We start from the raw sequence: 18,205 nt of genomic DNA, 5'->3' as shown, positions 1-18,205 counted from the left end.
TTGTATAGTATGCAATTGCTTCATATCTTATAATAACATAGGGGTAAACACTCCCCTTTTCTCAAAAGTCTCCGATAAAATAATTGATGTATTTGTCTCTCCAAATTGCTGTAATTGCCCTATAATGGCTTCAAGCCGTTTAGTTGTGGGGGTGGCAACCTTCATCATTAAACAATTGTGACCGGTTATGCTGTAGCACTCCAATATTTCGGGGATCTCTGCTATCTTTTTTATTACCCCCGCATGGGTAAGGCTTGATTTTAGGGTGATAAATGCATTTACCGTTAAGCCTATCAGGTCATAGTCTAAATTGGTGGTGTACCCGGTTATAATGCCTTCGTCTTCCATCTTTTTAATGCGTTCGCTTACTGCCGGGCCGCTTAAGCCTACCCGTTTGCCGATTTCGGTTATAGACATCCGCGCATCTTGTTCAAGCTCCTGTAGTATGGCTGCGTTTAATTCGCCTATTGCTTTGCTTATTGAGTTTTTATCCATAAATACCTTAAAAATTAATGCAATTTATAGTATTTGCTTTGATATTCAAAGACAAGATGTAGAGCAGGCAAATAACTTTGATTAACCAATTATTTAAAAATGAAACTATTTACTACTCTTATTTTATTCCTTTCTGTGCACGGTTTATTATCCGCCCAAAATAAAAACGATGTGCCGCAGGTTTTCCAGCCCGGTGTTATCAGCAAAGGTGATTACGAATCGCACCCTGCGTTTTCACCAACCGGAGATACTCTTTACTTTATCAAATGCAGCTATGATTTAAAAGTATCGGCCATTTGTGTGTCGTATAAACGAAATGGCAAATGGACAACGGCGCAGGTTGCCTCCTTCTCCGGGAAATATATGGATGCTGACCCGTTTGTGGCCCGCGATGGTAAAACGCTGTACTTTATGTCAAACCGCCCCCTTAAAGAAGGCGACCCGGTAAAAGATGATACGGATATCTGGAAGGTAACGCTTTCGGCAACAGGGTGGGGCGACCCTGTACGCATGGAGGCGCCAGTGAACAGTGAAGCAGATGAGTATTATCCAACCATTGCCGATAATGGCAGCATCTATTTCGGGTCGCCAAGGAAGGGCGGGCTTGGCGGGAGCGACATCTGGCGCTGCCGTTACGAGAATGGAAAATATCAGCCGGCCGAAAATTTGGGCGAAGCCATTAACACGCCGGGTAATGATTATGAGGCTTTTATATCGCCAGATGAGTCGTATCTCATCTATAACTCAAGCACGACCACTTCAGCGCACCTTGATTTTTATATCAGCTATAACAAAAACGGTGTGTGGACAAAAGCCATAAAACTGCCCGAGCCTTTAAACTCTGATGGGATAGAATGGTCGCCAAAAGTTACGCGGGACAAAAAGTGGTTCTATTTTTCAAGCACCCGCAACCGCTGGGCAGATACACCTTCAAAAGCTGAAAATATGGAACAGTTTAATAAGAGACTTCAAGGTATCGGGAATAGCCTGGCTGATATTTATACGGTAGATTTTGAGGTGATAGAGAAGCTGAGGAAATAGATGTGCGAATGTGCGGATATGCAGATGTGCGGATGCTGATTTGAATGATAAACTGCTTTTTACATCCGCACATCTGCACATCAAAAATCCGCACATCTATATCATATACTGCTCAATAACATCCTCAGGAATCTTTAAGCCCCGGCCGGTTGCCATATCAATCATCACATAATCAAAATAACCATCACAACAAATTTTGCCGGTAGCTTTATTGGTGATACTGAATTTTACACGGCAGCCTTTATCATTCATGCTTTCGATGCCTGTTTTTACGATAAAGTAATCGCCCATAGTCAGGGCGCGCTTGTAATCAACGTGTGCGGTGCTTACTACCCAGCCAAAGCCACGCTCTAAAAACTTCTCCATTGCCATGCCATAACAGCGTTCCATCTGATCATACCGGGCAGCCAGCACATAATCAAAGTATTTGCTGTTGTGCACATGATGAAACATATCAATATCATCAGGCCGAACGCGGAATTCAGTTTCGAAGGTGGAGAGGGTGGTCATTGGTTGTAGAAGTTATAAATGCTGTAATGGTTGTAAAGGTAGGTAATTGGTTGATTAGGTTGAATAAGTTTAGATATGGATTTTGCGTTAGCGATAGCTCCTCTTTTTTGAACCATGATTAAAGGATTGAAAGATGACCACGATAAAAAATAAAGCAGCCAAACATCCTCAAATCCATAAATCAGGTAAATCATGGTTCAGAAAATAACGCGCACAGACAGACCCGAAGCCTCGCCACCCTACCATCAACCTTTACAACCACTCCAACCTTTACAACTTAATCAACCTAATCCAACTCAATCAACTTATTCAACCTAACCCTTGTATATTCCACAAACAAAACTTACCTTTGCACCCACAATTAATAGAGTTATTTACGCTTTAATATTATTCACGTAATGTATTTAAGTTCAGAAGCAAAGGCAGAGATCTTTGCAAAACATGGTAAAAGCGCTGCCGATACAGGTACAGCCGAAGGTCAGGTAGCATTATTTACCTACCGTATTGCACATTTAACCGGTCACTTGAAAAAAAACAAACATGATTTTTCAACCCAGTTATCACTGCAAAAATTAGTGGGTAAACGTCGTGCATTACTTGCATACCTGTTCAAAAAAGACATTGAAAGATATCGTGCTATCATCAAAGCCCTACAGCTAAGGGATATCATCAAATAACTTTTCTTATTTTTTTATAAAAAGCCGTCCGATTTATCTGGATGGCTTTTTTACTTTTGAAACAATATTTACACACACACATAAAAACCGATGAGCTCCGAAAGATGAAAAGTGCATCAAAACAAAAAAAAGATGAGTTTAAACGTAATTAAAAAGGTTATTGATTTAGGTGACGGCCGCACCATTGAGATCGAAACCGGTAAGTTGGCCAAACAAGCCGATGGCTCTGTGGTAATTAAAATGGGTGATACCATGTTGCTTGCTACAGTAGTATCATCATTGGAAGCAAAAGAAGGAGTTGATTTTTTACCCCTATCTGTTGACTACCAGGAAAAATATGCTGCCACCGGACGTATTCCGGGTGGATTTTTACGCCGCGAGGCCCGTTTATCAGACTACGAGGTTTTAATCTCCCGTTTGGTTGACCGTGCACTACGCCCGATGTTCCCTGAAGATTATCACGCTGATACACAAGTGATGATCTCTTTAATTTCTGCCGATAAAGATATTATGCCTGATTGCCTTGCCGGTTTGGCAGCATCAGCAGCTTTATCAGTTTCAAACATTCCTTTTAACGGCCCTATCTCCGAAGTACGTGTTGCTAAAGTTGATGGTCAGTTAATTATCAACCCAACGTTAAGCCAGCTGGCTACCGCTACTTTAGAATTTATTGTAGCAGGTTCTGAGCATGATATTAACATGGTTGAAGGTGAATCGAAAGAGATCCAGGAAGATGAGCTGGTTGAAGCAATTAAATTTGCGCACACGGCTATCAAAATTCAGTGTTTAGCTCAAAAAGAACTAACCATTGAAGTTGGCAAAACTGAAAAACGTGTTTACAGCCATGAGAACAGCAACGAGGATTTGAAAAAAGCCATCTATGCTGCTACTTATGAGCAGGTTTACGCTATCGCTTCTTCTGCATCAGCAAAAGATGAACGTTCAGCTAAATTTAAAGAAGTTCGTGATGCTTATATCGCTACTTTAGGCGAGATTGATGACGTTACCAAATTCTTAGCCAAAAAATATTACCATGATGTTGAGTATGATGCTATCCGTAACCTTGTATTAGACGAAGGCAAACGTTTAGACGGTCGTACCACCACTCAGATCCGCCCTATCTGGAGCGAAATTGGTTATTTACCTGCTGCTCACGGTTCTGCTGTGTTTACCCGTGGTGAAACACAATCATTAACCAGCGTTACCTTAGGCGCTAAAGACGATGAGCAAATGATTGATGGCGCGTTTATAAACGGCTATTCAAAATTCTTATTACACTATAATTTCCCTGGTTTCTCAACTGGTGAGGTTCGCCCTAACAGGGGAGCTGGTCGCCGCGAGATTGGTCATGGTAATTTGGCAATGCGTTCATTAAAACAGGTATTGCCTGCTGATGACGAAAATCCATATACTATCCGGATCGTTTCTGATATTTTGGAATCAAACGGTTCATCATCAATGGCCACGGTTTGTGCCGGTACATTGGCGCTGATGGATGCGGGTATTAAAATCAAATCACCGGTATCAGGTATCGCAATGGGTTTGATCACCAACGAAATGGGTACAAAATATGCTATCCTTTCCGATATTTTGGGTGATGAAGATCACTTAGGTGATATGGACTTTAAGGTAACAGGTACTGAAAAAGGTATTGTTGCTGTACAAATGGACCTTAAAATAAACGGTTTATCCTACGAAGTTCTAACCAACGCGTTAAACCAGGCTAAGGATGGTCGTTTACACATTTTAGGTGAAATGGCTAAAACCATTACGGCTCCGCGTGAGGATTACAAACCACATGCTCCGCGTATTGTTACCATCCGGATTGATAAGGAATTTATCGGTGCGGTTATCGGACCTGGTGGAAAGATCATCCAGGAAATGCAACGCGAAACCGGCGCTACTATCTCAATTGAAGAAGTAGGTAACCAGGGTGTTGTTCAGATCTTTGCTGATAACAAGGAAGCTATTGATAAAGCGGTTACCCGGATTAAAAACATTGCTTCAAAACCTGAAGTTGGTGAAATATACGAAGGTAAAGTAAAATCAATAATGCCGTTTGGTGCATTTGTTGAAATTATGCCAGGTAAAGACGGCTTGCTGCATATCTCTGAAATTGATCATCGCAGGATTGAAACAATGGACGGCATCTTTGAAATTGGTGATGAAGTACGCGTGAAATTACTTGATGTTGATAAGCAGGGTAAACTGAAACTTTCACGTAAAGTTTTGTTGCCCCGCCCTGAAGCTCCTAAAAATTAGTGAGCAGTTGATTGAGTTAGATTAAGTTGATTAGGTTAAAAGTTTTTAACTTAATCAACCACTCACTTAATCAGCATAATTAGCTATTTTAAATATTAAAACCCTCATTATGAGGGTTTTAATATTTAAAATAATTTATTTTTATATTTTTAAAACAAAATACAACTTTTTTAACTTCATTTAGTTTGAAGTAACTGATAAAACCGTTAAGTCCGATCCCTGAATATAAAAATGGCTTCTAGTAGTAACGATCCTTTAGATTTTATCAATAATTCAGCGGGTATACAATCGGGCTCACAAGCGGATTTAGTACAGTTGTTATTATATGAAATTATAAGGGTTAAAGAACTGATTACTTATTATGATTCCATTCCTAATGGAGGTGGGCAGCTTGGCTCATCTATCCTGAATGAGCTTGTTTCTGAAGCTTATAACTCCCTTGTTAATTACGATACCGTTTTAATGCAGAAGTATTACGACCTGCTATTGAATTGTGATTAATTTTGAAGTCCGAAAGTCAGTAAAGTCCGGAAGTCCGGAAGTCCGAAAGATAGAACTTATTTCAACAATACCCCTATAACCCTTCCAACAACTACAACCCTTACAACCTCTTCACGACCCCTCCGCAAACGAACACTCCACTGCATCAAAATCGTACGTTTTTACTTCTTGTTTATTATTGTATTGTTTTGATATTCAATTGGTTAACATAATGGCATTGTATTGGTTGTCTGACAGTTATAAATACCGGCATTATGTTTAAAAACTACTTCAAAATAGCGTTCAGAAACCTTTGGAGGAACAAGGGCTTTTCTGCCATAAATATCTTTGGGCTGGCAATCGGGCTGGCTGTTTGTTTGCTCATCACTTTATTTGTTATTGATGAGCTTAGTTATGATAAATATAATATAAACGCCGACCGCATCTACCGTGTTACATCTGATTTTAAAGTAAACGGCAGCGTTTTCCTTGATCGCGAATCGCCGGCATCTATGGCTGCGACAATGGTTAAGGAATACCCGAATATCGAGATGGCTGCCCGACTTAAAAACAACGGCAAAATTTTGGTAAAGAAGGATAACCAAACTTTGATTGAGGATAACTGCTATTATGCTGATGCCAACCTGTTTAAGGTATTTACATTACCCATGATTGCCGGCGACCCTAAAACCGCCCTCAATGAACCACATTCGCTGGTGATAAACGAAAATATCGCTATGAAATATTTTAATACGCTGGATGTCATCGGCAAAACAATGCACATAGATAACACTGCCGATTATAAAATTACCGGGGTGATAAAAAATATGCCTGTGCAATCGCATCTGCACTTCAGCTTTATCAAAGCCATAAGTGAACGTGCAGACAGGAATGAAACGCAGTGGACCAGCGAAAACTCTATGACATACCTGGTTGCACGCAAAGGCGTGTCGCAAAAAGAGATAGATGCCGACCTGCGTGAGGCCTGTAAAAAATATGCTGAGCCTGAGTTGAAACAATTTATTCATACTACCATTGCCGATCTTGACCAAAAAGGCGACCATTTTAGGTTTGTAACCATTCCGTTAACCAAAATTCACCTTTATTCAGAAGTTACGCACGAAAGGGAGCCATCCGGCAATATCCAATATGTATACATGTCAGTAATTATAGCAGTATTGATTCTGCTGATTGCCTGCGTTAATTTTATGAACCTTTCAACCGCGCGTTCGGCAGGCCGCTCGAAAGAAGTAGGTGTGCGTAAGGTGCTTGGTTCTAACCGCAGCTCGCTTATTAACCAGTTCCTGGTCGAGTCGGTTGTTACCAGCTTTATTGCGCTGGTTATTGCCTGGGTAATTGCGTTATTCCTCCTGCACTATTTTAATCAGTTGGCTGGCAAACAAATTAGTTTAAACCTGTTTGCCAACGCCTGGATCTTACCGGCGCTGTTGTCGGCAACGCTTATTATCGGCCTGATAGCCGGTGCATACCCTGCATTTTTTATGTCGGCTTTTCAGCCTATCCAGGTGTTAAAGGGCAAACTCTCGGCTGGTTTCAAAAATAGCTTTTTGCGTAATGGCCTGGTGGTTTTTCAGTTTGTAACGGTTATTGTTTTAATTGTGGGCACGTTGGTTATTTACAGCCAGCTTAATTATATCCGCAACAAAACACTTGGTTACAACCGCGAGCAGGTAATAGTACTGCAAAATATTTATTCACTTGGTGAGCACTCAAAATCGTTTAAAGAAGATGTGCTTAGGCTTGCCGGGGTTAAATCGGTCACATTTTCCGGCTCGCTGCCCACAACAATTAATGAGGACACCGAAGTTTACGGCAAAGATGCATCCATGAGTTCGGGCCAGTCGGTCGGGCTCGAGACCTGGTACATTGATGAAGATTATATCCCAACCCTGGGCATGCAAATGGCGGGCGGACGAAATTTTTTGAAGAACAGGCTGACTGACTCGACCGCTGTTCTTATTAACCAAACAGCCGCAACTATGCTTGGGATGAGGGAGCCTTTAAATAAGTTCTTATACCGTAACGGTCACCGTTATGAGATTGTGGGAGTAGTAAAAGATTTTAACGCCGGTTCCCTGCGTAACAAAATCGTGCCAATTATAATGAATTTAGGCATGGACAAACGCGCTATGGCTATGCGGATAGAAACCAAAAATATTCCGGCGCTTATTTCGCAGCTGCAAGCATTGTATCGCGGTGCTGACGCAAATATGGCAGGTCAGCCGTTTACCTATTCGTTTATGGCTGATGACTTTAACCACCTCTATCAATCCGAACAAAATACGGGTAAAATATTTATGTCGTTTGCATTTTTTGCAATACTGATTGCCTGTCTTGGTTTATTTGGGCTGGTTACTTATGCCGCTGAACAACGCACTAAAGAGATCGGGATCCGCAAAGTTCTGGGAGCAACGGTTACTAATATTGTAGCTATGCTTTCAAACGATTTCCTAAAGCTTGTGGCGATTTCAGCCATTATCGCCTTCCCGCTTGCCTGGTGGACTATGAGCCGCTGGCTGCAGGATTTTGCTTATCGTACTAATATTAGCTGGTGGGTATTTGCAATAGCAGGCTTACTGGCAGTGGTAATAACCATTTCAACGGTAAGCTTCCGCGCTATAAAAGCTGCGTTAATGAATCCTGTAAGGAGTTTGAAGACAGAATAAGAATAAGATTTACGAAGTTTTTAAGGCTTCGTAAATCTTATTGTATTAAACGTAAGGCATCAATCATTAACAAACGAGGCCAAAGCCATAAAGGGGCGAGCACATAGTAGTGTAACCGGTAACACATGCTGCAAATGCAGGATACGACCCGCAATGAGAAGCACAAGATTGATAAACAGCCGTGCAGTTAACCGGCCCACCACCTTTTACTTGTTTTAATTCTGTGCGGGTTAATGAATTTAAACCTGTTTTCTCTGAATTTTTCATATTGATTTGGGTTATAGGTTAAAAGTATAATCTAAGATCTTGAAATAATTGATAAAAACAATTGTGGGAAATATCATTAAAGTTAGCAGCTCAATCAATTGTAGTTACCACAAACAACACCCCATCCTTGTAATGGAGAGCAACCTGTGATATGGTAACTGTCTATACATGTTATATATGTGCTGTAAGAGGTGGTAAAATGTCCGCAATTAGGATGGCAGGCCACCCATGCATTTGAACAGGGGTCAGATAAACCGCCCTTTATTTTTTTAAGATCGGCGCGGCTCAAAGCATTTGAGAGTAATTTTTTCGAATTTTCCATAATTTTTTGTTTAAATAAGGTTTGTAAAATTTAATTAAATATAGTTATTAAATTTTTTTAATAACTAATGATTCTTAAAATATATAATAATTGAAGGGTTGTAAACTAAACGTCATAAGTTTAAATTCACCTTGAATTCTTGTTCGGGCTTTCGTACATTCCCGACTTTCGGACTAAAAATCACTACATTTGTACCCATGAACCACCTAATAGCACCATCAATTTTAGCTGCCGATTTTGCCAACCTGCAACGTGATATTGAACTGATCAACAAAAGCGATGCAGACTGGATTCATGTGGATATTATGGATGGTATGTTTGTGCCTAATATTTCTTTTGGTTTCCCGGTTGTTACTGCTGTTAAAAAACATGCAGAAAAACCACTGGATGTTCATTTAATGATAGTTGACCCGGATAGATATTTAAAGAATTTTAAAGAAGCCGGCGCAGCGGGGATGACCGTGCATTACGAAGCATGCCCTAATTTACACCGAACAGTTCAATATATTAAAGAGCTTGGTTGCCGTGCCGGGGTGGCGCTTAATCCGCATACGCCTGTTGCATTGCTTGAAGATATAATAGCCGACCTGGATATGGTATTGATCATGTCAGTTAACCCGGGGTTTGGCGGGCAAAAGTTTATTGAAAATACCTATAAGAAATTAAAGGATATTAAGGAGCTGAGCAATCGTAAAAATCCTGGTTTATATATTGAGGTAGATGGCGGTGTGGATAGTACTAATGCAGCTAAACTGGTTGAAGCAGGGGCAAATGTCCTGGTTGCGGGCAACTCGGTTTTTTCGGCACCCGATCCTTCTGTGGCAATCACCAACTTGAAAAAATCAGGCGCCTTATCGGTATCGTGATATAACGGTGATAATAAATACCCTGAATTTTTTTAATATTTAAAATTCTAAGCTTCAATTGTAAGTGAATTGTATGATTTTTCAAAAAAAGCAAATAATCTCTATAAATATTGTCAAATTAATTAACTTCGGCCCGTCTTAATACCGATTTGTTAATTAATTATAATTAAACAAAACCAATTTATAAACCAAATGAAATCATCGGGAGCAACGCTCAAATGCAATACAGGCTCACGATAGCTTCATTCATCATTGAAAAAATTAAATAAAATGAAACATAATTTTGGCGCCGGACCAGGCATTTTACCACACGAAGTTTTAAAACAGGCAGCAGCAGCCGTCCTTGATTTTGGAGGAATCGGACTTTCTATTTTAGAAATTTCGCATCGCTCGCCTGAGTTTGAATCTGTTTTAGACGAAGCGGTAAAACTTGTAAAAGAATTATTCAGCGTACCTGAAGGATATTCTGTTTTGTTTTTACAGGGCGGCGCCAGCACACAGTTTGCATTAGCGCCTTATAACCTGCTGCCTGAAGGTGGCAAAGCTGCGTACCTTGAAACAGGCGTATGGGCAAACAAAGCATTAAAAGAAGCCAAACTTTTTGGCGAAGTTGAAATTGTAGCTTCATCAAAAGATAAAAACTTTAATTATATCCCTAAGGATTATAAAGTTCCGGCTGATGCAGCTTATTTCCACATTACATCAAATAATACCATTTACGGTACTCAATTACAGGAATTTCCTAAATCATCCGTTCCGGTGGTTTGTGATATGTCGTCAGATATATTTAGCCGCAAGGTTAATGTTGCCGATTTTGGGCTGATCTACGCAGGTGCACAAAAAAACATGGGCCCGGCTGGTGTTACGTTGGTAATAGTTAAAGATTCTCTTTTAGGCAAAACAGGTCGTAAGATCCCTGCTATGTTTAATTACCAAACACAAATTGAAGGCGGATCGATGTATAACACGCCTCCAGTGTTTGCAATATATGTATCAATGTTAACCCTTAACTGGTTAAAATCAAAAGGCGGCGTTGATGCAATTGAAAAAGAGAACATAGCTAAAGCCCGTGTATTGTACGAGGAAATTGACCGCAACCCGTTATTTAAACCAGTATGCGAAGTTGAAGACCGTTCACACATGAATGTTTGCTTTGTGATGGAAAATCCGGAGCATGAAAAAGCATTCCTAAGGCTTTGTGATGACAAAGGAATTATCGGCATTAAAGGCCACAGAAGTGTAGGCGGTTTCCGCGCCTCAATTTATAATGCATTGCCTATCACCAGCGTTTACGTACTGATTGATGCCATGCAGGAATTTGCAGAAAAAAATAAAGCGTAGTTGATTGGGTTGATTAAGTTGATTTAGTGAGTGGTTCATCTTTCAACTTAATCAACCTAATCTAACTCAATCCAACTTAATCAACTAACAACATGATCAAAATATTAGCTAATGATGGTATCGATCCGATAGGAAAAAAAATGCTGGAAGATGCCGGTTTTTTTGTAGATACTAATAACATACCACAGGATGAATTGCCTGTAAGATTACAGGAATACGATGCTATTACTGTTCGCAGCGCTACCAAAGTGCGTAAAGCGTTAATTGACGCTTGCCCTAACCTGAAACTGATAGGCAGGGGCGGGGTAGGTGTTGATAATATAGATGTTGATTATGCCAAAGAAAAAGGCATCGGTGTGTATAACACGCCTGCTTCATCATCATTATCAGTAGCTGAGCTTGTATTTGCACAGCTTTTTGGCTGCGTGCGTTTCTTGCCCGATAGTAACCGCAAAATGCCGGTTGAAGGCAATACTAAATTTAACGATTTGAAGAAAGCTTATGCTAAAGGTATTGAGTTACGCGATAAAACGTTAGGTATTGTTGGCTTTGGCCGTATTGGTCGCGAGGTAGCAAAAATTGCTATCGGTGTTGGTATGAATGTTTTAGCGTATGATCTTTTCCCATTTAGTCCTGAACTTGAACTTACTTTAGGTGGCGGAACGAAAGTTAAGGCATCTGTTAAAACAGCTACGCTTGAAGAGATCATTAAAACGGCCGATTTCATTACCCTGCATACGCCATTTGTAGATAAAGCTCTGATTGGTGCAGAGGAATTAGCTCAAATGAAAAAAGGGGTAGGCCTTGTGAATATCTCACGAGGTGGTTTAATTGAGGAATTGGCTTTGGTTGATGCCTTAAACAGCGGCCAGGTTTCATTCGCAGCTTTGGATGTGTTTGATAATGAACCTACGCCCCGCGAAGAAATTATTAAACATCCTAAGATCTCATTAACACCGCATATTGGCGCTGCAACAAACGAAGCACAGGAACGCATTGGTGTGGAGTTGGCCAGCTTGATAATAGGGCATTTTAATAAATAGACACTAATTCCACGAATTTATCCGAATGGCACGAATTTGATTAAGTTCAATTTGTGCCATTTTGGTTTCACTATGTCATTGCGAGCGCAGCGTGGCAATCGCACGCATGATTAGTCGCCAATGCAAGTTCTACATCTTTCTATTCGCTCTGTATAGTTCGCGATTGCTTCGTTCCTCGCAATGACAAGTAGCGTTAAAGCAAATAACTAATTCCCTTTTCAGGTATCGTAACCGCATATCCTTCCACTTCCAGCGCATCCGCTAAAGCCTGCATGCTTGATACTTCACCATGTACCAGGAACACATTTTTAAGCTTTGCCTTATCCTGTTGTTTTACCGTATTAACAAGGTCGTCATGATCTCCATGAGCGCTTAATACATCTGTTTGTTTAATCGTAGCATAAACGGCCAGGTCGCGGTCTTTAATGTGTACAATGGAATCACCTCTCAATAATCGGTGCCCTAATGTGCCCTTAGCGCAGTAGCCAATAAACAATATGGTGCAATAGTAATTTTGGATATTATAAAAAAGGTGATCCTGGATACGCCCGCCTTCCAGCATCCCTGCCGATGAAATAATTATGCAGGGTTCATAGTAGTTTGATACCTGACGGCTATCTTTCAAAGATTCAACATAAACCAAATTTTCAAATTCAAATTCATCGCCGCGCTTTTGGTAAAACTCCTGCGCTTCCTCGTTTACAAGGTAATGGTATTTGCGAAATACTTCGGTTGAGCGGGTTGCCAGCGGACTATCAACAAATACCTTCACTGGCGGCAATAAACCGCTGCTAAAGATCTTATTCAGCGCATAAACTAATGATTGTGTACGCCCAATACTAAAAGCCGGGATTATTAACCGCCCCTGCTCTTTTATACATGCCTTTTCAATAGTTTCAACAAGCGCCTGCTCAACGGTTTTGTCTTTGGTATGCAGCCTGCCTCCATAGGTTGATTCAGTAACCAAATAATCAACAGGTGGCAATGGTTGCGGATCATCAAGTACCGGGTAGTTTTTACGGCCTATATCGCCGGTAAACGCAATAGATTTTTCAACGCCATCGTCATTTACTTTAAATACTGCAGCTGCTGCTCCCAATAAATGCCCTACTGGGATAAAAGTAAGCTCAACGCTGCCGTTAATCCGGAACGGCCTGTCAAACCCTATGGTTACAAAGCGGTCAACAGTATCCATCACATGTTTTTGAAGGTATAAAGGCTGTGCACCGGTATTGAATTTCCCTTTACGGTGTTTACGGCCCTTATCGGCCTTTCTCATAAATATGTTTACGGAATCGAGCAATAATAGCTCAGTCAAGTCGGCAGTAGGCGGGGTGCATAAAATCTGTCCCTCAAAGCCCAAGCGGACAAGCGTAGGCAAATTACCCGAATGATCGATATGAGCATGGGTTAGTATAACAACGTCTATTTCTTCCGGCTTAAAAGGAAAGTTTTCGTTTGCCTGTATGTTCCGGTCCTTCTCGTAATCAAGCCCGCAATCTATTAATATTTTAAATTGGCCAACCTCCAGCAAATGCATGCTCCCGGTTACCTGTTGCGCCGCCCCGTATATAGTTAATTTCATTTGTTTAAAAAGGTCATTAGTCACTGGTCATTGGTCACTCGTAAATTGTACTATAACAAACCATTGGTCATAATTAGCCTATCCGACCCTGAAACATCTAACGTCTAATGACTAATGCCCAATGTCTAATGACCAGTGAACTGATTTAACTACAAACTTATTATTAATGTTGTAACATTTTATGCCGAAATAACAATTACAGGCAAAGTTTTTGCATAGTATATAATGATTTTATAAACTCCTTTAAATTAGCCTATTTTAGTAATTATTAGACAATTAGCCATGATAAACCAAACAACGTATACCATAAACACTACAGCCGGAATGGTGGAATTGACCATTAAGCCCATAAATTCGTTATTGCCTGACGGCGATTTTTTTGCAACTGGGATCTATGAATTAACAGATGGAACGGTTGGCATGGGCGAAATAGTGTTTGATGAAAACATGAATGAATGGACCTACAACGGCATGGATGAGCTAAACTGGGATGAAGCCTCCGAAGTAGCGGCGTTTATTAAAAACTACAAAGATCCCGCGGGAGCAGATCCTGATCTGCTGCAATCATCTAAATAATTGTACTTTTAACAATAATAATCTTGAAAACAAGCAGGATTTATTGGATTAGTGATTAAATTTAGCCATCAATTATCACTAACCTGGTTACACAATGCCTAAGAAACTTATTTTTATTGGTTTATTACTTCTAGTTCGTATCGGTGTATTTGCTCAAAATACCGGTACTAATTTATTTGATGACAACTGGTTATTTTATCGTGGCGGGGCATTAAGCGCCGAAAATGAAAATTATGACGACTCCAAATGGAAAAAAGTTGATCTTCCGCATGACTGGAGTATTGAGGATCTGCCTGGTACTTCATCCCCTTTTACGCAAAATGCAATAAGCCAGGTAGGCGGTGGTTTTACCGTTGGCGGTACTGCGTGGTACCGTAAAACATTTACCGTACCTGCTGCACAAAAAGGCAAACGCTTAATTATTCAGTTCGATGGTGTTTATATGAACGCCGCAGTATTTATAAATGGGCACAATTTAGGTACGCACCCTTATGGCTATACCAGTTTTTGGTATGATATTACTGATAAGGTAAAATTTGGCGGGAAAAATATTATAGCCGTTGAGGTAAAGAACGAAGGACAAAACACCCGCTGGTACTCAGGGTCGGGAATTTATCGGCATGTATGGCTAAAAGTAACGGATCCCGTACATATAGCGCAGTGGGGAGCATTTATTACTACGCCGGAAGTTAGTGCGAAAGCTGCAAAGGTTAATATTAAAACAAATGTATTAAATGAAACTGCATCAGATCAAAAGGTTAAGCTGATTACAAAGATCCTGGATCAAAAGAATGCGGCGGTTGCAACTGTTGAGGTTGAAGAATCAATTAAAGCAGGAACATCGTTTGGATTTAAAAAGGATACTGATATTGGTAACCCTGAATTATGGTCGTGCGAGTCGCCATTATTGTATACTGCAGTTACAGAAGTTTATGTAGATGGGAAATTAACAGATGAGCAAAGAACAAGCTTTGGGATCCGTAAAATTTCATTTGACACAGAGAATGGATTTCAGCTAAATGGCAAAACCGTTAAGCTCAAGGGTGGCTGCGTGCATAATGATAACGGGCCGCTCGGCTCAAAAACCTATGACAGGGCAGAAGAGCGAAAAATTGAACTTTTAAAAGCCAGCGGGTTTAATGCCATCAGGTGTGCACACAATCCGCCTACATCTGCATTACTGGCAACCTGCGACCGTTTAGGCATGCTGGTTATTGACGAGGCATTTGATGCCTGGAAATATGGTAAAAATCCCTACGATTATCACTTGTATTTTAACGATTGGTGGAAAAAAGACATAACAAGCATGGTTACGCGCGATCAAAATCACCCCAGCATAATTATGTGGAGCATAGGTAACGAAGTGCCAGAAAAGGGAACCCCTGAAGGCGCAGAAACGGCTAAGCTTTTAGCTGAGTATACCCGCGGGCTTGATCCTACCCGGGCCGTAACATCGGCAGTTAATGATATTAGGGAGGATAAAGATCCCTTTTTTGCTAAGCTGGATGTTAGCGGTTATAATTACTCGGTTAACAGCTACGGGCATGAGGCAAGTACCTATGAGGGCGACCATAAACGGGTACCGGGCAGGGTAATGGTTGGAACAGAATCATTTCCGCTTGAATCATTCGGCAACTGGATGGAGGTAACAGATCATCCTTATGTTATAGGTGATTTTGTGTGGACATCTTTTGATTACATAGGTGAAGCAAGTATTGGCTGGCTTGGTTACCCCCAGGGTACCAGCTTCTATCCATGGAACCTGGCTTATTGCGGCGATATTGATATTTGCGGATGGAAACGTGCCCAATCTTATTACAGGGATGCGCTCTGGAAAGAAAACCAGCTATCCATTTTTGTAACCGCACCTAAACCTTCATTCGCACTGAACCCAAAAACTTCATCATGGTCAAAATGGAATTGGTTTGATGTTGTTGCCGACTGGAACTGGAATGGCTATGAAAATAAACCCCTAACAGTAAATGTATATTCATCATGCCCGCAGGTGGAGCTGTTTTTAAACAACAGGTCTTTGGGAAAAAAGGAAACAAATAGAGCCTCGAAATTTATGGCAACCTGGGATGTGCCTTACCAGACAGGGGAATTGAAAGCTATTGGTTATAATGGAGATAAAAAAGTTAATACTTCGATATTGCGCACCGCTGATGCACCTTCGGAAATTAAATTATCTGCAGACAGAACAAAGCTGAAAGCAAACAACCAGGACCTGAGCTATATTACCGTTGAACTTACGGATGCAAAAGGCAACTTAAGCCCGCGCGCCAATAACCTGGTTCATTTTAAAGTTACAGGACCCGGAACTATAGTTGGTGTTGGTAATGCTAACCCTACCAGTGTAGAGAGCGATCAGCTGCCGCAGCGAAAGGCATGGCGTGGAAAATGTTTAGTTATCATTAAATCAACAGGCAAGCCGGGTGAGATAACATTAAATGCTAGTGCAGATAAATTAGCAGGTAAAACTGTACTTTTACATACCTTTTAAATACCCCAATGGAAGAAATAGAAAATTTTTCGGAAAACATTCACGAGCAAAGTAATGAACATGCGCATCATATCCTTTCGGAAGGAAAAGAGAAATGGGTTTTGTATGTTGCGCTTACCACCGCTGTATTTGCGGTTCTAGCTGCAATAGCCGGTCTTATGGCTGGCGCACATGCAGACGAGGCCATGTTATCACAAATGCGCTCATCAGATCAATGGGCGTTTTACCAGGCAAAGGGCATTAAATCTGAAATGCTCACAACTTCCAACAAAATATTGGTAGCAATAGGCAAAGCGCCTGTTGCCGAAGATGTTGAAAAAGTAAAGGAAAATAAAACGGAGCAGGCTAAAATAATGGCCGAAGCAAAAGCTTTTCAAAAGGAGAGTGATGAACATACAGCCAAGCACTCAATCCTTGCTAAATGTGTTACACTGTTCCAGGTGGCTATTGCAATTGGCGCTATATCAATAATAACCAAACGAAAAGCGTTATGGTTAGCAAGCATGGGATTTGCAGCTATTGGGATCTTCTTTTTGGTGAGTGGGTTGTTATAAAAATAAATTTGCAATAAGCTTCAAACCTACTGGGGTCCCGGATAAAATTTTAAGAATAATCGTAATTCCGGATCATCTAAACTTTAAATACAGTGGCAAACACGTATCATCAAATTTATCTGCAAACAGTTTTTGCTGTTAAATACAGGGAAGCTGTAATTGAAAACGACTGGAAGCTTCAGCTCTTTTCAGTTATTGGTAACTTGATCAATGAAGCTAACTGTAAAACCATTATAGTAAACGGAGTGGAAGATCATGTACATTGTTTTCTCGGGCTTAAGCCTGTTGTTTCAGTTTCTGAACTAATGAAAACAGTAAAGGCGAAGTCATCCAAATACATTAATGACCATTCACTAACTCCTCATCGTTTTGAATGGCAGGAAGGGTACGGGGTATTTTCATACGGACAATCGCAAGTTGATAAGGTCTATAAATACATCCAAAACCAGGAAGAACATCATCAAAAGCAAACTTTTAAAACGGAGTACCTGGCAATGTTGAAAAAATTCAATATTGATTATGATGAACAATATCTTTTTCATGATCTGATGTAAGTATATGGGCCGTGCCTACGGCACTCGTACAGGAGGCCTAATAAGCAACGGGTTAAAACCCGTTGTTACAAAATGCTTCGAGCCTATGGCTCTTTAAAAAGCTACAGTTAATTTATAGTTTCCACCCACCGACAGGATGAGTCAGAGGCAAGGCCTCGGTCCATATTGTAGCAACGGATTTTAATCCGTTGAATATTATCAACCGGATAAATCAGAGGCATAGCCTCGGCCCATATTATAACACAGGCTTTTAATCCGTTGAATATTATCAACCGGATAAATCAGAGGCATAGCCTCGGCCCATATTATAGCAACGGATTTTAATCTGTTGAATATTATCAACCGGATAAATCAGAGGTATAGCCTCGGCCAGTATTATAGCAAGGGATTTTAATCCGTTGAACATAGGCGACCCAAAACGACTTCATCGCACTAATAATTT

17 protein-coding genes are annotated in these 18,205 nt (G+C 40.6%); 12 read left to right on the top strand and 5 right to left on the bottom strand.

What is annotated here, in order from left to right; genetic code table 11:
• Positions 1-27 precede the first annotated feature (27 nt).
• Entirely contained in the window at positions 28-495 is a 468-nt protein-coding gene (locus BUE31_RS05480) for an Lrp/AsnC family transcriptional regulator (RefSeq protein WP_083619333.1), read from the bottom strand.
• A 99-nt stretch (positions 496-594) separates the two neighbouring features.
• Here BUE31_RS05480 and BUE31_RS05475 point away from each other — a divergent pair, with 99 nt between their 5' ends.
• Positions 595-1,536 (top strand): TolB family protein, encoded by a 942-nt coding sequence (locus BUE31_RS05475; protein ID WP_073400974.1) that lies wholly within the window; start codon positions 595-597, stop codon positions 1,534-1,536.
• Between the two features lie 96 nt (positions 1,537-1,632).
• Here the strand turns inward: BUE31_RS05475 and BUE31_RS05470 are convergent, their stop codons facing one another.
• Complete coding sequence (locus BUE31_RS05470) at positions 1,633-2,046, bottom strand: acyl-CoA thioesterase (RefSeq protein ID WP_073400972.1); 414 nt, start codon at positions 2,044-2,046, stop codon at positions 1,633-1,635.
• 398 nt (positions 2,047-2,444) lie between these two features.
• Here BUE31_RS05470 and rpsO point away from each other — a divergent pair, with 398 nt between their 5' ends.
• The 4 genes from rpsO (at position 2,445) to BUE31_RS05445 (ending at position 8,152) form a co-directional block, all read left to right on the top strand.
• Entirely contained in the window at positions 2,445-2,723 is a 279-nt protein-coding gene (gene rpsO, locus BUE31_RS05460) for a 30S ribosomal protein S15 (RefSeq protein ID WP_073400969.1), read from the top strand.
• Positions 2,724-2,855: 132 nt separating this feature from the next.
• Entirely contained in the window at positions 2,856-4,985 is a 2,130-nt protein-coding gene (gene pnp, locus BUE31_RS05455; RefSeq protein WP_073400967.1) for a polyribonucleotide nucleotidyltransferase, read from the top strand.
• 231 nt (positions 4,986-5,216) lie between these two features.
• Complete coding sequence (locus tag BUE31_RS05450) at positions 5,217-5,486, top strand: hypothetical protein (RefSeq protein WP_073400965.1); 270 nt, start codon at positions 5,217-5,219, stop codon at positions 5,484-5,486.
• Positions 5,487-5,740: 254 nt separating this feature from the next.
• On the top strand, positions 5,741-8,152 hold the full coding sequence (locus tag BUE31_RS05445; RefSeq protein ID WP_073400963.1) for an ABC transporter permease: 2,412 nt from the start codon (positions 5,741-5,743) through the stop codon (positions 8,150-8,152).
• A 66-nt stretch (positions 8,153-8,218) separates the two neighbouring features.
• Here the strand turns inward: BUE31_RS05445 and BUE31_RS05440 are convergent, their stop codons facing one another.
• Both BUE31_RS05440 and BUE31_RS05435 read right to left on the bottom strand, forming a co-directional pair.
• Positions 8,219-8,419 carry a hypothetical protein gene (locus BUE31_RS05440; RefSeq protein ID WP_073400961.1) on the bottom strand — a complete coding sequence of 67 codons (201 nt, stop codon included), beginning with the start codon at positions 8,417-8,419 and terminating at the stop codon, positions 8,219-8,221.
• A 94-nt stretch (positions 8,420-8,513) separates the two neighbouring features.
• Complete coding sequence (locus tag BUE31_RS05435; RefSeq protein WP_073400959.1) at positions 8,514-8,741, bottom strand: hypothetical protein; 228 nt, start codon at positions 8,739-8,741, stop codon at positions 8,514-8,516.
• A gap of 197 nt (positions 8,742-8,938) precedes the next feature.
• On the opposite strand from BUE31_RS05435, the gene rpe reads away from it, so the two are divergent.
• From rpe to BUE31_RS05420, 3 genes are all read left to right on the top strand, one after another.
• Positions 8,939-9,607, top strand: coding sequence for a ribulose-phosphate 3-epimerase (rpe, locus tag BUE31_RS05430; RefSeq protein ID WP_073400957.1), 669 nt, complete (start codon positions 8,939-8,941; stop codon positions 9,605-9,607).
• Positions 9,608-9,877: 270 nt separating this feature from the next.
• Positions 9,878-10,948 carry a 3-phosphoserine/phosphohydroxythreonine transaminase gene (gene serC, locus BUE31_RS05425; protein WP_073400955.1) on the top strand — a complete coding sequence of 357 codons (1,071 nt, stop codon included), beginning with the start codon at positions 9,878-9,880 and terminating at the stop codon, positions 10,946-10,948.
• A 92-nt stretch (positions 10,949-11,040) separates the two neighbouring features.
• Entirely contained in the window at positions 11,041-11,991 is a 951-nt protein-coding gene (locus tag BUE31_RS05420; protein ID WP_200801861.1) for a D-2-hydroxyacid dehydrogenase, read from the top strand.
• A 193-nt stretch (positions 11,992-12,184) separates the two neighbouring features.
• Here the strand turns inward: BUE31_RS05420 and BUE31_RS05415 are convergent, their stop codons facing one another.
• Positions 12,185-13,576: an MBL fold metallo-hydrolase gene (locus BUE31_RS05415; RefSeq protein WP_073400953.1), complete on the bottom strand. Its 1,392-nt coding sequence runs from the start codon at positions 13,574-13,576 to the stop codon at positions 12,185-12,187.
• A 282-nt stretch (positions 13,577-13,858) separates the two neighbouring features.
• Here BUE31_RS05415 and BUE31_RS05410 point away from each other — a divergent pair, with 282 nt between their 5' ends.
• The 4 genes from BUE31_RS05410 to tnpA all read left to right on the top strand — a co-directional run bounded on the left by BUE31_RS05410 (position 13,859) and on the right by tnpA (position 17,763).
• Positions 13,859-14,152 carry a hypothetical protein gene (locus tag BUE31_RS05410; RefSeq protein ID WP_073400952.1) on the top strand — a complete coding sequence of 98 codons (294 nt, stop codon included), beginning with the start codon at positions 13,859-13,861 and terminating at the stop codon, positions 14,150-14,152.
• A 94-nt stretch (positions 14,153-14,246) separates the two neighbouring features.
• Positions 14,247-16,655: a glycoside hydrolase family 2 TIM barrel-domain containing protein gene (locus BUE31_RS05405; protein ID WP_073400951.1), complete on the top strand. Its 2,409-nt coding sequence runs from the start codon at positions 14,247-14,249 to the stop codon at positions 16,653-16,655.
• 8 nt (positions 16,656-16,663) lie between these two features.
• Positions 16,664-17,209, top strand: a complete 546-nt coding sequence (locus BUE31_RS05400; RefSeq protein ID WP_073400949.1) for a DUF4337 domain-containing protein — start codon at positions 16,664-16,666, stop codon at positions 17,207-17,209.
• Positions 17,210-17,301: 92 nt separating this feature from the next.
• Complete coding sequence (gene tnpA, locus BUE31_RS05395; protein WP_073400947.1) at positions 17,302-17,763, top strand: IS200/IS605 family transposase; 462 nt, start codon at positions 17,302-17,304, stop codon at positions 17,761-17,763.
• Positions 17,764-18,205: the final 442 nt, after the last annotated feature.

The sequence above is a fragment of the Mucilaginibacter sp. OK098 genome (genome assembly GCF_900142915.1).
In the GTDB taxonomy this organism is placed as follows: domain Bacteria; phylum Bacteroidota; class Bacteroidia; order Sphingobacteriales; family Sphingobacteriaceae; genus Mucilaginibacter.
Note: the sequence above shows the minus strand (reverse complement) of the source record. Positions and strands in the feature narration are given on the sequence as shown.

Coding starts and splice junctions, on each gene's coding strand:
- BUE31_RS05480 (WP_083619333.1), bottom strand. CDS start 495: ATGGATAAAAACTCAATAAGCAAAGCAATAGGCGAATTAAACGCAGCC.
- BUE31_RS05475 (WP_073400974.1), top strand. CDS start 595: ATGAAACTATTTACTACTCTTATTTTATTCCTTTCTGTGCACGGTTTA.
- BUE31_RS05470 (WP_073400972.1), bottom strand. CDS start 2,046: ATGACCACCCTCTCCACCTTCGAAACTGAATTCCGCGTTCGGCCTGAT.
- rpsO (WP_073400969.1), top strand. CDS start 2,445: ATGTATTTAAGTTCAGAAGCAAAGGCAGAGATCTTTGCAAAACATGGT.
- pnp (WP_073400967.1), top strand. CDS start 2,856: ATGAGTTTAAACGTAATTAAAAAGGTTATTGATTTAGGTGACGGCCGC.
- BUE31_RS05450 (WP_073400965.1), top strand. CDS start 5,217: ATGGCTTCTAGTAGTAACGATCCTTTAGATTTTATCAATAATTCAGCG.
- BUE31_RS05445 (WP_073400963.1), top strand. CDS start 5,741: ATGTTTAAAAACTACTTCAAAATAGCGTTCAGAAACCTTTGGAGGAAC.
- BUE31_RS05440 (WP_073400961.1), bottom strand. CDS start 8,419: ATGAAAAATTCAGAGAAAACAGGTTTAAATTCATTAACCCGCACAGAA.
- BUE31_RS05435 (WP_073400959.1), bottom strand. CDS start 8,741: ATGGAAAATTCGAAAAAATTACTCTCAAATGCTTTGAGCCGCGCCGAT.
- rpe (WP_073400957.1), top strand. CDS start 8,939: ATGAACCACCTAATAGCACCATCAATTTTAGCTGCCGATTTTGCCAAC.
- serC (WP_073400955.1), top strand. CDS start 9,878: ATGAAACATAATTTTGGCGCCGGACCAGGCATTTTACCACACGAAGTT.
- BUE31_RS05420 (WP_200801861.1), top strand. CDS start 11,041: ATGATCAAAATATTAGCTAATGATGGTATCGATCCGATAGGAAAAAAA.
- BUE31_RS05415 (WP_073400953.1), bottom strand. CDS start 13,576: ATGAAATTAACTATATACGGGGCGGCGCAACAGGTAACCGGGAGCATG.
- BUE31_RS05410 (WP_073400952.1), top strand. CDS start 13,859: ATGATAAACCAAACAACGTATACCATAAACACTACAGCCGGAATGGTG.
- BUE31_RS05405 (WP_073400951.1), top strand. CDS start 14,247: ATGCCTAAGAAACTTATTTTTATTGGTTTATTACTTCTAGTTCGTATC.
- BUE31_RS05400 (WP_073400949.1), top strand. CDS start 16,664: ATGGAAGAAATAGAAAATTTTTCGGAAAACATTCACGAGCAAAGTAAT.